Genomic DNA, 14,776 nt, shown 5'->3' on the forward strand with positions numbered 1-14,776 from the left:
CGGTGTACCCACAAGGAAAGGGCGATGATACCCGCCATCGCGCCCAAAAGAACGAGGATTTTGCGCCCCCATTGTTTCATGGCTTAGTGCGGCGCACACAGGCGTGCTGTTTTCCTTCCCTGAGCGTCCATTTGTCCGCGATGTCTTCAGCGATCAAATAATCCCCTACAATGCGCGTATTAATGGGATTATCATAGCCATCTACAACCTTATAGAGCACGGGGAATTTGACTTGGGAGTGGTGGCGGTTGAATTTGAAATAGGTAAAATGCGCGTCATTGAAAATATCTAGGGGGACAATGGGGCTTTTGCGTTTGAAGGCAACCTTGCAAAGCCATAGACAAAACCACGCGCGTTTTCTCTCTTGTAATAGGCGATACCCCCTTTGGATTTGACTCTTTTCTATAAACATTGCGTTAGTGGCATCGCCGATCCTAAAATAGCGTGTGTCATCTTGGGCTTGGTAACTAGGCGGGGTGTCTTCAAGAGGGGATTGTAAAAGGGCTTGGGTTTGTTCTTGGTGGGCGAAAAAATGGCGTTGGGAAACATAGACGCTTAGAGTGGGGTTTTTAGAACTGGTGAAAGTGGTAGAAAAAATGTAAAAGGCATAAATCTTGCCACTCTTGCCAATGACATCTAAATTGGAGTCGATGCCAATCTGCAAGGGCTTGATTAAGAGCACATTGCTATTTTGGTGTTGGTCTGTGCCCAATACCTTGCTACTAAAACCCACCGAATCGCCCAAGATCACTTCTAAAATGGGTTCTTCAAAGACAAACATGGTTACCATCGCGTAGCGCAGGCGGATTTTATGGGTTTCGCCTAAATGGTAGTCAATGAACAAAGTGTTATCCAAGTCTTGGCGTTTCTTGTAGAAAAAACTCCCTTGGATGGCGTTGAGATCCTGCATAGGGTGGAGAGGGGTTTCTTGCTCTTCTTCTTGGGGCTCTTGGGGAGGTTGCACCACTCCTGGAGTTTCAATCCCCCAAAGCCCTGTAGATAATACAGAAACTATGACCACTGATGCTAATCCTAAAAACTTCATAGCGCGCATGCTAACACAAAATGCCAGCAATCGCCATTAAGCGCAAGATTTTTAGTATCTTGGTTTGGCACTAGCCCCTAGCTACCACCCCAAAAACCGCGCTACACAAGCACCACAGCCTTCAAGATTAAGCCCATTTGCACACCCTAGCAAGGGCAATTTTGACAACGCTACCTTAATCTCTGCTTAGAAAGATTGGGGGATTTACTATCGTTCATCGATCTTTTTGCAGGCATTGGGAGATTGATTTAGTCTTCAAGGGGCTAACAAGTTGGTATTTCTCTAGAAAAATGTTAAACTTAAAGTATGTCTTTTAAGCTTTCTTAAGCATATCCATGCATATCATTGACAGAATGGGAAATACACCGGCAACCAAACAAATAGACATTTACTTTTACACCCTTTTTAAAGATTATGAAAGCGTCCTTTGGTTTAGCAAAGGCGATTCATACACCTTTAATTAGATAGCGTGCGCATACCCGCTAAATATCCCGGTAAGCGCCACTTTAAAGGGGCAAAAAAGGGGCAACTCTCTGGCAACCCTAAAAGTAAAAACCCAGCCGATGTGTGGGAGATTGTACTTAAGGATTGGAATAGACAAATTTGGGGGTGTGGGGACAACTTTAATCAGTGCGCTGAAAAATGGCAGAAAAGCGGTGTGCGTGGAGAAAGAAGAATTGTATTGTCAAATCGCACAAGAGAGGGTATTAGACTTTTTTAAGGGCAAACTTAAATGCCGTGAGATGAGCCAAGAAATTTACACCCCTAAAAATGACAGCGTGGCACGCGTGCCAGAGGAGTGGCGCGGATTGGGGGTGTATTGAAAATTGCGTATTGGCACTCCCACCTCAATGGGTGGGAGTTTTTACAGGTGCATCTCTAATTTATGGCAAGAGATTATGGGAGTGATTACAAATATAAACGCCTACGCATGCCAAACAAAAACTTCCCAAGAAAAGGGCAGAATAGGCGTTCATCTATTTTCGCCTGTAGAGATCAATAAGGCTTTTTAAACTGGCATTCAACGCTTTGGGTTGGCTAGAAAACCTGTAGGGTGTTTGAATTTTAAGGCCGTAGCTTCTTGTGTGCTCAAATGTCCAATGGCGATTTTCTTACTGCCCCTTTAAAGTTTAAAAGATAATCCACTACAGAGAGGCTAAAATTTTCCCGTCCTGAAATTGTCATATCCCGCCCTTTGTCAGGGTTATTATCAATTAAGTTTAATCAATGCTTGTTAAAATAGTTAAATTTTTTAGTCTTAAGTTTTGTTTAATAGGAGTACTGATGAAAATCTTGGCTTTGCTTCTCTGTCCGGGTGTTTATTTTGCTTTAAGGCACCATAGAAAGAAATTTTTACTTTCTTACATACCAAACTTTTTATTGATATTGATTTTCGATGCTATAGGTCATGACACTTATAGCATTGCCTTTACCATTGCTCGTAAGCTAGATATGGTTGGATTTCTATTTGGTTTTTATTTGATTATCCAAATCATTGTGTGGATTTGGGTGGGGTGCAGTACCGAATACAAAAGTTTTGAGAGATTGCCAAAGGGGATTTTTTGGGCAATTTTAATGCCCTTTGTGCTTTTTTTTTAGAAAAAGAAGCATTGTTTTGGGAATACTCTGTCTTTTATTTTGGTTATTTAATTGGTTGCCTTTGGTGCTTGTTATGTTTGTTGGTGGCTCTATTAATTCTCATTTATCTACCGAATTACTTTTTTATGCCATGCAGATTATTTTCACTTGGGTAGCATTGACAGAGTATATAGACACGCCTCAAAATCCACAAGAAAAATAAGAATTGTCAGTCACTAGAGTTTAAAATTCCATAAATTCCATAGATACAATGAATCTATCCTCATTGACAAACACTAGGTGCAGCTTTGATCCCGATCGCCCTTATAAACAAGATGACTGCATAGACGCTTTGGCAAGTTGTCTAACCCATAGCGATGTCATAGCCCCCCCTAGAGCTACTCCCCCCACTCTAAAGAGTAGATACACCCCTAAGCGGACATGGAGGATTTAGCGGCGTTTTTTGTGGTTTTGATCTAAACGCCACAAGAAATAATAGAGCGGGGCAAAAAAAGCGGTATAACCCAAGAGAATCACAAAAATAGCCATCAATCCAACCTTTCTATTTCATCTAAGCACGCCAGTAGCTTTTTTGCTAAAAACGCTAAAAAGCCCATTAAGCACACAAAACCCAACCCCATTAATCCCGCGCGCTTTAATGCTTAAACACCACCAAGCGTGGATTTAAGAAGGCGCACTAGGGCTCATTTAAGCGCGCTGGGTGCGTAGCGCCCAAATACGCCCTTTAGCCCGTTACAATGGGGGTAAAGTCGCTAAAATCCTCTACCTTGAACGCCCTAATATCGCGCACACTCTTTTTAAACCACTCAATGCTAGAGAGTTTAGCAATAGCCCTATACACCACCGCCAAAGCATTTTTCTCAGGGCTAATATACAAACTCCCTTGAGTCCATTTAAACCCCAAAGCCTCTAATTCTTGGCGCACATCATCATAAGCCTTATTATAAGGCGTGCCATACTCTTGTTTAAGATTTTCAATTTTAAGATCAAAAGCTAGGGCGTACATCTTTGTCCTTTTTTGTCCTTTTTTGCCTTATTTTAGTCAAACTTCTTTAACCCTTGTTTTTTGTAGGGCTTTTGTCTAGTATGCGCGCATGGCAAGTTTGGATTTTGACAAGTTAGAACAAGATGGGTTTAGCGCAGAACAGATTTTAGACTTTGTGCGATCACGCCCCAATAATTTCAATCTAGAACCCACCTTTAAATATTACCAACAACAGGGCTTTAACCACAATGAAGCCACGCGCGCGACCTATTATGACATGCGCAACTTTGCAGATTTTGAGTTTAAGCCCCTCAGCGCACAACCCCCACAACCCCCATCACAAGCGCAAAAGAGCGCACAACCCCCATCACAACCCCCACAACCCCAAGACTTTAACCAACTCAAAGCGGGGATTAAGCAACAAGCCCAGCAGGTAAAGCAGAAGTTACAAGACCCCAAGGCGTTTTTAGCAGAGTTAAACACCCGCGCGCAAGAATTAGAGGGATTGAGTGGGCTAGGGGACAAATTAGCCCACGCGATGAGCCTAGGTTTTTTTAAAAGCGATGAGCACGCCCAGCAAGAGATAGGCTACCATGAACTCACCAACCAAGCCATAGAAAACAATGTGCCCTATGCCAAATTACCCCAAAGTGTGAAAAACTATTTAGCTAATAAAAGAATGGGTGATTTGGGCATTAGCGATATGCTAAGTCGCCCTTTTGAGTATTTCAGCCCCACACAGGGGGAGGACGAATACAAGGCGCAAGCCTTGCGCCAGAGTATCTTAAAAGTCAAGGACGCTAAAGACCTAACAGAGGCGCAAAAGGGACAGATTTACAAAGATCGCAATATTTTTACCACTCTGTTCAATAGCGCGTTTATGCGCGATGTAGACGATCTTAGAGAATACCAAGAACAACAAAAATCAGACTACTTAACTAAGGCGGTGCAAAGAGACATCACCCTTAGCTTGGGGGCTTTATGGACTAGCTAGTGCTCTAGTTCGAGAACTATAGATGCTAACCTAACTCACGCGATCAAGGCACAAAAAGCCAATCTTTCTAAATTTGTCGCCACGGGTAGGCAATTGGGTAGCGTGCTAGGATCGTTTCCCTATGCGCGCTATGGGGCATCTATGTATGTAGTGGCTTTGCTCCTACTTGGATTGTGCATTGTGGTGGTGGAACTGGATTTTAAATAAAGAGATGTCTTAGCACACCATAAAAGCCTAGTGCTTTTGAAAAGACATGTCCAAGAGGGTTTGGCAGAATTGAGGCATAAACCCCATTTAAAACATCTCATGATCTGCGCTCTGGTTAGTGGTGTTGGTGCATTTTATTTCTGCTACCATCCAAGCATGCCAAATCTTGGTGGCTCTTAAGGGTCTTGCCTGTGGTTATAGGGCTTTTGATCCTACTATCCTTAGTTGTCATTTTCTTATACGCGCTGGTGATGGGGATATTTAAGCGGGCTATTATGTGGACTACCATTTTTCTCTCTGCGTTTCTCAAGAAAAAATCTCTTCTTTGATCTCTTTAAAATCTAGCGTTTCGAGATTGGCTTCTGTGGGAATTTTAGCGTTAAGTGGTGTAGAGCTTGTCTTTTTACCCGTAGAGTATGTGGTTGTGGGGCATTTTGCCTTGGCTTGCTTGGGGGGTGGTGTGGACTTTAAGAGTTAAACTGCCGTGTTAAAACTGCGCCACAATGAAGATGCCTCGCGATTCAGAACACTTTAGAAGTGCTTAAATTTAGGAATTTCTAAGTTTAAGAGATTAGAATAGCCGTTTTGAAAGGACGGGTATGCAACTCACAAAATCCATAAAAACTTCGGAATTCAAGCGCGATTGGGTCGTGCTGGACGCTAAGGATCAGGTCTTTGGGCGACTCATCACTCAGGTCGCGCTTTTACTTAGGGGCAAACACCGCCCCTACTACACCCCCCATGTGGATTGTGGGGACTTTGTTGTGGTGATCAACGCCAGTCAGGTTAAATTTTCGGGTGTAAAATTGCAAGACAAGCAGTATTTCACCCACTCAGGTTATTTTGGAAGCACCAAAAGCCAAACCCTCCAAGAGATGCTAGACAAGCATCCCGAAAAACTCTTTTTTCTTGCCGTGCGGGGTATGTTGCCCAAGAGCAAATTAGGGCGCGCTATGATCAAAAAGCTCAAGGTTTACAAGGAAGCCAAGCACCCCCACACCGCCCAAGTCGCAAAAAAGAACAACGATGTTGTGAAAAAGGACAACGATGCATAAAATCTACGCCACAGGGAAACGCAAAAGCGCGATCGCCAAAGTTTGGTTAAGCCATGGCAATGGCGTGCTAGACATCAACGGCACGGATCTAAACGCCTGGTTGGGCGGGCATGAATCCATCAAAATGAAGGTGATGCAACCCTTGGTGTTGACTAAACAAGAGGGCTTGGTGAATATCAAGGCGGTGGTCTTTGGGGGGGGGTATAGCGCGCAAGCCGAAGCCTTAAGGCATGGCATCTCTAAGGCACTTAATCTCTACGACACGGCTTTTAGAGCGATCTTAAAGCCCAAGGGCTTGTTGAGGCGCGATTCAAGGGTGGTGGAACGCAAGAAATACGGCAAGCGCAAGGCGCGCCGTAGTCCACAATTCTCTAAACGCTAGGTTGCTTGTGAGGGGGGTCAAGTTTTAGGGGGCTTTAATGGCTATTGATCTATCCAAGGATTCTATCCCCAAACTCTTTTTTTACTATTTTATCCCACTGGCCTTTTCTATGATCTCGCTCTCCACTTACTCCATGATTGATGGCATGTTTGTGGGGAATAAGTTAGGCGAGCAAGCTCTAGCGGCTATTGGGGTGTGTTGGCCTATTTTTCCCACTCTAATCGCCTTTGAGTTGCTCTTTGGATTTGGGGCAGCTTCTATCGCATCCTATTTTCTAGGCAAGGATCAACCTGAACGCGCTAGATTGGTTTTTAGTTCTGTGTTTTACTTTGTCGCTATTAGCATCACTCTGATTAGTTGGTCGCTTGTGCCCTTTAGCGATCACTTAGCTAAGATGTTAGGAAGTAGTGAGGCGGTCTTGCCCATGGTGTCTATTTACATCAAGGTCATCTTAATGGGGGCGATTTTTATGGTTTTACACCCCTTGGCCGATGTCTTTGTCGTCAATGACAAACGCCCTATTTTAGCAATGGTGGCGATGTTGGTAGGCTCACTCACCAATGTGGCGTTCAACTACTTCTTGCTCTATGTGGTGGAGATTGGGATTCATGGGAGCGCGATCGCCACGGTTTTAGGGCATGCGATGGGCTTTTTTGTACTCATGAGTCATTTTTTAGGCAAAAAGGGGCAACTCTACTTCGTGCGCCGTTTCAACTGGGCTAGTGTCATCTCTTCGGCTAAAAGCGGGTTACCCCAAAGTGTTTCTGAACTCAGCGCGGCTGTGGTGATGTTGTTATTCAACCGCACTATCATGGACACCGTGGGGGAGAGGGGGGTGTCCATCTATGCGATCGTGATGTATAATGGCATCATCTTTTGGACGACCCTGCTCTCCATAGCCCAAGGGATTCAGCCCATCGCAAGCTTTAATTATGGCGCGCAAAACCTAGATAAGGTCAAAGCGGTTTTCATCTTTGGTTTGAAGATCACTTTGTGCGTAGGCGTAGGGATGTATATTCTCTTCTACTTTTTAGATACGCATTTGATCCAACTCTATGTGGATCAAGAACGCTTGGCGCGCGATCCAAGTTTTTTAGCCCAAAGTAAGCACGCGATGAATGTCTATTACACCGGGCATATCTTTTTGGGTTTAAATCTCCTCTGCGCGGTGTTTTTCCAATCTATCCAGCGCACACGCACCTCCTTTTTCATCACCATATGCGAAACCATTCTTTTCATCGTGCCTCTTTTGCCTATTTTGGCGCATTTCTTTGGCTTAGAGGGAATTTGGATCGCCTTTCCCATCTCACAGGCTTGCGCGCTGGTGGTGGTGGGCTTTGTGGTGCGCTATGAGATCAGGCGGGGCACTTTTGATCGAGTCGCCACTCTTAAGGATTTGGCTTAAGAAAAAATGTGATAATGCGCCATGCAGATCAAGACCAAAATCCCCAAAAAAGGCGCTTCTCTCTTGTCCTACGCGCCCAAAATCGGCTCTTCAGAGCAATTCATAGAGGTCTGCCTAGAACCTTGCCTTTACCACAAAACTACGCTTTATATCAAAAAGCATTTTAGAGAACATGTCAAATTCAAGCACACCACCATTTTATTAGAACAGGAGAGTTTGAAGAAAACCTACTTACTCAACCGCCTCTTTTATGCCAAATACGCTCTGCACCCCTTTTACAACCAACAAGTCTTCAAACAACTAAGACAACAGATTTTAGATTGCGCGCACCTGCCCGTGGTGTTTAAAGAGAGCATGCACACCCACGAGCCCTACCAGCGCGTCTTGGCATTGGTGCACAAGGTGGAGATCCATGCAATCTATCTGCACTCTAGGGTGATCTTTTACTACAATAACTTCCTAGCGCGCGAATTTTTGCACGAAACCTTTGCGCCCTATATTTTGCTAGAAACCCCCTTTAAAGACAAAGCCAACAAAAGCAATTTTTTGCACGAAACCCACGCCCACTTAGACGCGCTCCCTATTTTAATGGCTTTGCAAAACCCCCGCTTCAAGCAAGCCTACATCCAATTTGTTTACCCCACCCAAGCCCTCTATCTCACTAGGCAAGAGGAGATCATTCTCAAGGCTTTGCGCACGCTAGGACTAGGGGTGATGCACTCCAAAGAGGAGATCAAGCACCGCTATTTGGAGCTAGCTAAACTTTACCACCCAGATACCTGCGCCTGCGCGCCCTACAACAAGGGCATTTACAAGCAACGCTTTTTGGAAGTGATGGACGCGTATAATGTCCTAAAACAGCTCTAGAGTCTAAAGCGTACCTGCCCTATACTCTTGGATCATGCGTAGGATTTCGTCCTTGAGGCGTAACTTCTTCTTCTTGAGATCGGTTACTTTGAGATCGTCCGTATTGTGCGCGATCAGAGTGGAAATCTCGTCGTCTAACGCGTTGTGCTCTTCAAAAATTTTATTGAAGTGGGGGTTTTTGTTTTTCAAAGCTTTGATATCATCGCGATACTCATGGAACATGCAAATCCTTTAAGAGTTAATGGGGATATTCTAGTATTTTCAACCTAAAACTTCCCTCATCTTAAGTGTCAGACCCCACACATCCCCTTGATAGAGGGGTGATATAATGGCGCAAAATTTACAAGAATGAGGAGTTTGTATGTTTTTAGGCGCGTTAGATTTAGAGGAGAAAAGGCGTTTTTGCAGATCGTCCACCATTTTCTGGGGATTTGGCACTTAGTACGGATATAACCGGGCTTGTAAACGCGTGCACAACTCCTTTGGATTTGTTCCAATTGCTGCGCGCAGTGGGTATTAGTATGCAGGGCGGGGCACTTCTCTAGGGCGTATTGGGCTTGGGTATATTTGCGCATATAACCAGAAAAATCCCTACACAGACTGAAATCCAGCAAGGATTTTTTGGAGACATTTCCAGGTTTTTACAAAATGGCACAGCAGTAGTGAATGGAGTGCTAGATTCTGTTGGATTATTGGAGCTTTGGGGCATTTAGTGCTTTTGATTTTATCTTCTTTGATCTGTTTCTACCTTGTCAAGCGCATCCCAGATTTCATCAATAGTATCTTTGGCACAAGCGGGGGTATTTTATTTTGGTTATTTAATTGGTTGCCTTTGGTGCTTGTTATGTTTTTTGGTGGCTCTATTAATTCTCATTTATCTACTGAATTGCTTTTTTTATGCCATGTGGATTGTTTTTGCTTGGGTAGCATTGACAGAGTATATAGACACGCCTCAAAATCCACAAGAAAAATAAGAATTGTCAGTCACTAGAGTTTAAAATTCCATAAATTCCATAAATTCCATAGATGCAATGAATCTATCCTCATTGACAAACACTAGGTGTCAGGTTTTATAACCAAACTCCATTAAATTAAGGAGCAATCCAACACCACAAATTAGGACAATTTCAAGTCAGCCCTTTAGCCTGTATGGGCTAAGTTTGGCTATGTAGAAACACACAGCTTAAAACGACTAGGGGTCGAGGGCTTAGATCTTTACTACCAACGCAGAGTCGATCCTGACACGCCCATAGAGGAGGTCGCAAACACAGTACAAATACTCATAAGGATGGCAAAATCAAGGCATGGGAGATGAGCAAGCGTGGTTAGAGAGTTTAAAAAAGCGCATGCCATTTGTCCTTTAAGTGTGCTGCAAAGTGAGCATTGCGTGGCGTGCGCCAGAACAAGAGATTTTAGGTTTTTGTGGGGCGCACCATATTGTCTTTGTGGGCTTTTCGCCTTTAGGTAAGGGCTTTTTGGGGATAAGTTTGGCAAAAATAGCACCTTTGCTAAAGAGGATTTTAGAAGTGTTGTGTTCAAATTTAGCCTAGAGAATTTAGCTAAACATTATGTACTTGTGGGGCTTTTAAAAGGCACAGCCCAATGCAAAAACGCCATACCCGCCCAAATCGCCCGCCCTTTCGTGGATTTTACACACCCAACAGGGCGTGATCCTACTCTTTGACACGACTAAAGAGAGCCGTTTAGTAGAAAATATCGGGATTTTAAGCGTGGTATTGAAGGCATGAGAGCTAGAGGCGTTTGATGGTGATCACTAAACCAAACAATGGCTATACTCTATTATAATATTTTAATCATAAAATAGACTACAGAAATAATATAAAAATAAGATTATTAAGTAAAAAATAAGATTGATAAGCTAGAATGCACTAATTCAAGCGGGGTGTTTTTAATGAGAATGCACACCGCAGGGTTTGGTCTTTGATTTTAGGTATAAAGGTTCGCTATGGATAAGAAGTTACTCTTGGCCTTGGGGGCGAGTTTAGTTTGTGGAGATGCCTTACTAGCTAAGGATAAGACCTACACCTTAGGCAAGGTTTCCACTTCAGGGCAAAAGGATAGAACCGACTACTCAGGGCAGGTTAATTTAGGTTATAGCGGGATCACTGCGCCTAAAAGTTGGCAGGATGAGGAGGTGAAAAAATACACCGGTAGCCGCACGGTGATCTCTAATAAAGCCCTCACCCAACAAGCTAACCAAAGCATTGAAGAAGCCTTGCAAAATGTCCCGGGCATGCAGGTGCGCAATGCCACGGGTGTGGGGGCAATGCCCACCATCCAAGTGCGCGGTTTTGGGGCGGGGGGCTCAGGGCATAGTAACGCAACTCTTATGCTGGTTAATGGCATCCCTGTGTATATGGCTCCCTATTCGCACATTGAGCTAGACATCTTCCCAGTAACTTTCCAAGCCATCGATCGCATTGATGTGATCAAGGGTGGGGGGAGCGTGCAATATGGACCTAACACCTATGGGGGGATTGTCAATATCATCACCAAGCCCATTCCTCGTAAATGGGAAAACCAAGCGGCTGAAAGAATGACTTTTTGGGCTAAGGCTAGAAATGCGGGCTTTGCTAACACGCATGCCGGTGATTCCTCCTTTGCGGGTTTTAATAGCCCCAATAATAACAATTCCTCTTTTCTTAAATCCCTGAGTAATAACCTACTCTACAACACCTATGTTAGAAGTGGGGGGATGATTAATAAGCACTTTGGGGTGCAAGCGCAGGCTAACTGGGTGATGGGGCAGGGCTTTAGGGATAATAGCCCCACTAATATCCAAAACTACTGGCTAGATGGGGTCTATGACATTAACGAAAACAATGGCATCAAAGCCTACTACCAGTATTATAAATTCAACATCGCCCAGCCTGGATCCTTAAGCGAACAAGACTATAAGATTAACCGCTTTGCTAATCTGCGCCCTTTTAATGCCAAAGGCGGGCGATCGCAACGCTTTGGGGTCGTGTATGAAAACCGCTTTGGGGATTTAGAAAAGGTGGGGGGGACTTTTACTTTCACCTATTACGGGCAGTTTATGACCAGAGATTTCCAAGTGAGCTCTAGTTATAACAGCGCGAACATGGTTACTTGTTACACCTCTGCAACCTGTGCGGCTGCAGGCTTGCCCGGCTATAGTGCCGCTGTGCCTTACTACGCCACTAATTATGCTGGCTGGACAGAGATAGAAAACCCCGTGCGCTCCATCAATAACGCCTTTGAACCCAAGGTTACCTTTGTGGTGAACACCGGTAAAGTCAAACAAACCTTTATCACCGGCTTGCGCTTCATGACCACCGCCTTTTTGCAACGCCAATACTTTAATATCAATGAGTGCGCAACCAAAACTAGCGGAGTGGGGGCGGGGGTTTTGTGTGAGGGGGCAAATGTGATGAGCGGCTGGAAACCCCACATTAAGCATGGCAAATATCATAACTGGAATAACTGGCGCAACAATTACACGGCGGTGTATTTGAGCGATCGCATTGAAACTTGGGATGGGCGTTTTTTCATCGTGCCCGGGTTGCGCTATGCTTTCGTGCAGTATAACAATGAGAATGCCTCTAATTGGGCAGCAGGATTTACAAAAGCCGATCTAGCCAAGATCAAGCACATGAACAACTGGATGCCCTCGCTCAATATCGGCTTTATCCCCGTGCAAGGCAATAACACTTTGCTCACTTACTTTAACTACCAACGCTCTTTTGTCCCCCCCCAATTAGATGTGTTGAGTTATGGCGGGGCAGAGTATTTTACCCAGCATTTTGACTCTGTGGAAGTGGGCGCGCGCTACACCTACAAAGACAAGTTTAGCTTTAATGCCGATTTCTTTAGGATTTGGGCGCGCAATTTTGCTACCGGGCAATTTGCTGTCAAACTCCCTTGTACAATGGGAGCAGGGAATTGTCAGGTCCAACCAGTGGATGGCTACTCTCAGGGCGTGGAATTAGAGATATATTACAGACCCATTAAGGGCTTGCAATTCCATGCGCCTTTAACTACATTGATACCCGTGTTACTAGCCATTTTAGACTAACGGACTTGAATGGCGATATTTTACCCGGGACTAGCTACAACCACCACTTCCCCTTTGTAAGCCCCTACCAATTTATCCTAGATGCGCGCTACACTTATGCCAAAACCACCTTTGGGCTCTCTAGCTATTTTTATAGCCGGGCTTATAGTGGGATTGGCAATAGCGCAGCGGGGGGTTATTATGGGAAGCAATTTTATAGCAATGCCATTAATGGGGTCGTTAATGGGGCTGGGGGGCAGTGCACCGCATGGTGTATGACCCAACATGAGGGACTCTTGCCTTGGTATTGGGTGTGGAATATGGAAGTTAGCCAAATCTTTTGGGAAAGCGGACGGCATAAGATGGTGGGGAGTTTGCAGGTCAATAATATCTTCAACATGAAGTATTTCTTTACCGGGATTGGCTCCAGCCCAGCAGGCTTACAACCCGGCCCGGGGCGCTCTGTTACAGCGTATTTGAGCTACACTTTTTAGATTTTTGGGGGGATTAGATTATTTAGGCTATAATGGAGGATCAATCTCACATAAAGGCTAACCATGTTGCGATCTCTTTATAGTGCGACTACCGGGATGTTAGGGCAACAAACCCATATTGACACCACTTCTAACAATATCGCCAATGTCAATACCGTGGGCTTTAAAAAACAACGCGCGGATTTTAACGATCTCTTTTACCAAGCCTTGCAATATGCAGGCACTTCTACATCCGATACCACCAAATCCCCCAATGGGATTGAAGTGGGCTTAGGGGTGCGTACTTCTAGTGTTACTAAGATGTTTTCTCAAGGTAGCCCCAAAGAGACGGAGAATAACCTAGATATTGCCATCACCGGCAAGGGCTTTTTTCAGATTCAAATGCCCGATGGCTCGATCGCTTACACCCGTGCGGGCAATTTTAAGATCGACGATCAGGGCAATATGGTAACCACTGAGGGATATTTGCTCATCCCCCAAATCACCTTCCCCCAAGACACCACCCAAATTAGTATCGGTGTAGATGGCACGGTGAGTGTGACTCAGGGCAATGCAAGCACCTCTAATGTGATCGGGCAGATCACTTTGGCTAATTTTATTAACCCGGCTGGTTTGCACGCCTTGGGGGATAATCTGCTAGCGGTAACTTCAGCAAGTGGTCCAGCCATTGTAGGTAACCCCAATGGAGATGGTTATGGGCAATTACGCCAAGGCTTTTTAGAACTTAGTAATGTGCGCCTTGTAGAGGAGATGACCGATCTAATCACCGCCCAGCGCGCCTATGAAGCCAATTCTAAGACGATCCAAACAGCAGATAACATGCTCCAAACGGTTAACAGCTTGAAACGCTAGGATGGCGTAATACCAAGAAACCCTGATCGTCTCACACAGAAGTCGCTAATTAGGGGTTTCTTGCCCCATTGTCGCGGTTTAATGGCACTGGTTTTTCGCCATTGGTTTGTCCTATGTTTGGTGGCAAGGTAGAACTTATTATTAGAGATATGGGGGCGCATTGTATTTATGGTTTTCATGCTCCATACAATTCAGGGTAGCCGCTGTCTTTTGTAGAGCAGGGGAGTTGGGCTTTTATTGGGTGGACCGCCATGCCAAAGTTATTCAACACTAGGCAAAAGGCAAATGGAGACCCGCGCCCATTTATTCCAGGGGTGTTTACGGATTTTAGCCATCATGCAAGCTAAAATTTTTCTTTTTGAAATTGTTGTGGGCTTAGCCTCTATGCAAAAAGGCAACTATTTAGCGCATTTTTGAATCTTTTAAATAAAATTGTAGGTGTAATCCACAATAATAAAGGACCCTCCAGCTTTCCCAAACCCCGCGCCCCAAAAATTTTGCTAGTCCTTGGTCAGCATTAGGTAATTTGCTATACATTTAAAGCGGAGCGTGTGCGATTGTGGTGTTTTGCATGAACATTCTAGCCCTAAAAATAACCCTAAACTTATCCAAACCATGGAAAGCCTACAAAGCGGACAAGACAAGAGAGATTTATCTCCGGGACTACGCCCCCAATCGGATTATGCCAAGATGTGCCGGGAGCAACCCGCCCCCCACGATCACAAGAAATTTTGCGACCCCTAGTAGCTCTTCAAGCATCGCCTTAAAACTCCCCATCATATTGCCCATTCTGTTCTCGGCAAAGTTGATGTAATCTTGCATGGGTTTGATGTCTCTAAAAAGCCCATAATAGCG

The 14,776-nt window shown here is 44.6% G+C and carries 11 protein-coding genes and 6 pseudogenes; 13 read left to right on the forward strand and 4 right to left on the reverse strand.

Annotation, left to right across the window (positions count from 1 at the left end; translation table 11 throughout):
* Nucleotides 1-76: 76 nt before the first annotated feature.
* Nucleotides 77-1,021, reverse strand: coding sequence for a TrbG/VirB9 family P-type conjugative transfer protein (locus EAO33_RS08150; RefSeq protein ID WP_235853152.1), 945 nt, complete (start codon nt 1,019-1,021; stop codon nt 77-79).
* A 374-nt stretch (nt 1,022-1,395) separates the two neighbouring features.
* Here EAO33_RS08150 and EAO33_RS08155 point away from each other — a divergent pair.
* The 3 genes and pseudogenes from EAO33_RS08155 to EAO33_RS08165 all read left to right on the forward strand — a co-directional run.
* A pseudogene (locus EAO33_RS08155) lies at nt 1,396-1,869 on the forward strand (DNA methyltransferase); the annotation flags it as partial.
* Nucleotides 1,866-2,092: pseudogene (locus EAO33_RS08160) on the forward strand (BglII/BstYI family type II restriction endonuclease); the annotation flags it as partial. The pseudogenes EAO33_RS08155 and EAO33_RS08160, both read left to right, overlap by 4 nt.
* A gap of 237 nt (nt 2,093-2,329) precedes the next feature.
* Nucleotides 2,330-2,644: a hypothetical protein gene (locus EAO33_RS08165; protein WP_120946254.1), complete on the forward strand. Its 315-nt coding sequence runs from the start codon at nt 2,330-2,332 to the stop codon at nt 2,642-2,644.
* A 724-nt stretch (nt 2,645-3,368) separates the two neighbouring features.
* On the opposite strand, the gene vapD is transcribed toward EAO33_RS08165, so the two are convergent.
* A complete protein-coding gene (vapD, locus tag EAO33_RS08175) occupies nt 3,369-3,650 on the reverse strand; it encodes an endoribonuclease VapD (RefSeq protein ID WP_120946256.1) in 282 nt (93 codons plus the stop codon).
* 88 nt (nt 3,651-3,738) lie between these two features.
* Here vapD and EAO33_RS08180 point away from each other — a divergent pair, with 88 nt between their 5' ends.
* The 5 genes from EAO33_RS08180 (at nt 3,739) to EAO33_RS08205 (ending at nt 8,539) form a co-directional block, all read left to right on the forward strand.
* Complete coding sequence (locus EAO33_RS08180; protein ID WP_120946257.1) at nt 3,739-4,623, forward strand: hypothetical protein; 885 nt, start codon at nt 3,739-3,741, stop codon at nt 4,621-4,623.
* 806 nt (nt 4,624-5,429) lie between these two features.
* Nucleotides 5,430-5,885, forward strand: a complete 456-nt coding sequence (rplM, locus tag EAO33_RS08190; RefSeq protein WP_120946259.1) for a 50S ribosomal protein L13 — start codon at nt 5,430-5,432, stop codon at nt 5,883-5,885.
* Nucleotides 5,878-6,267: a 30S ribosomal protein S9 gene (gene rpsI / locus EAO33_RS08195; protein ID WP_120946260.1), complete on the forward strand. Its 390-nt coding sequence runs from the start codon at nt 5,878-5,880 to the stop codon at nt 6,265-6,267. Before rplM ends, rpsI begins: the two co-directional genes overlap by 8 nt.
* Nucleotides 6,268-6,304: 37 nt before the next feature.
* Nucleotides 6,305-7,672, forward strand: coding sequence for an MATE family efflux transporter (locus EAO33_RS08200; protein ID WP_120946261.1), 1,368 nt, complete (start codon nt 6,305-6,307; stop codon nt 7,670-7,672).
* Between the two features lie 21 nt (nt 7,673-7,693).
* Nucleotides 7,694-8,539: a J domain-containing protein gene (locus tag EAO33_RS08205; RefSeq protein ID WP_120946262.1), complete on the forward strand. Its 846-nt coding sequence runs from the start codon at nt 7,694-7,696 to the stop codon at nt 8,537-8,539.
* Nucleotides 8,540-8,542: 3 nt separating this feature from the next.
* Here EAO33_RS08205 and EAO33_RS08210 read toward each other — a convergent pair whose 3' ends face one another.
* Nucleotides 8,543-8,761: a YdcH family protein gene (locus EAO33_RS08210; RefSeq protein ID WP_120946263.1), complete on the reverse strand. Its 219-nt coding sequence runs from the start codon at nt 8,759-8,761 to the stop codon at nt 8,543-8,545.
* Nucleotides 8,762-9,248: 487 nt separating this feature from the next.
* Here EAO33_RS08210 and EAO33_RS09950 point away from each other — a divergent pair.
* The 5 genes and pseudogenes from EAO33_RS09950 to EAO33_RS08240 all read left to right on the forward strand — a co-directional run.
* Nucleotides 9,249-9,344 (forward strand): annotated as a pseudogene (locus EAO33_RS09950) (conjugal transfer protein TrbL); the annotation flags it as partial.
* A 375-nt stretch (nt 9,345-9,719) separates the two neighbouring features.
* A pseudogene (locus EAO33_RS08225) lies at nt 9,720-10,272 on the forward strand (aldo/keto reductase); the annotation flags it as partial.
* Nucleotides 10,273-10,505: 233 nt separating this feature from the next.
* A pseudogene (locus EAO33_RS08230) lies at nt 10,506-13,069 on the forward strand (TonB-dependent receptor family protein).
* A gap of 63 nt (nt 13,070-13,132) precedes the next feature.
* Nucleotides 13,133-13,921: a flagellar basal-body rod protein FlgG gene (gene flgG / locus EAO33_RS08235; protein WP_120946266.1), complete on the forward strand. Its 789-nt coding sequence runs from the start codon at nt 13,133-13,135 to the stop codon at nt 13,919-13,921.
* 285 nt (nt 13,922-14,206) lie between these two features.
* A complete protein-coding gene (locus tag EAO33_RS08240; RefSeq protein ID WP_407920479.1) occupies nt 14,207-14,338 on the forward strand; it encodes a hypothetical protein in 132 nt (43 codons plus the stop codon).
* 306 nt (nt 14,339-14,644) lie between these two features.
* On the opposite strand, the pseudogene EAO33_RS09955 reads toward EAO33_RS08240, so the two are convergent.
* Nucleotides 14,645-14,776 (reverse strand): annotated as a pseudogene (locus EAO33_RS09955) (portal protein); the annotation flags it as partial.

The sequence above is a fragment of the Helicobacter labacensis genome (assembly GCF_003660285.1).
Taxonomy (GTDB): domain Bacteria; phylum Campylobacterota; class Campylobacteria; order Campylobacterales; family Helicobacteraceae; genus Helicobacter; species Helicobacter labacensis.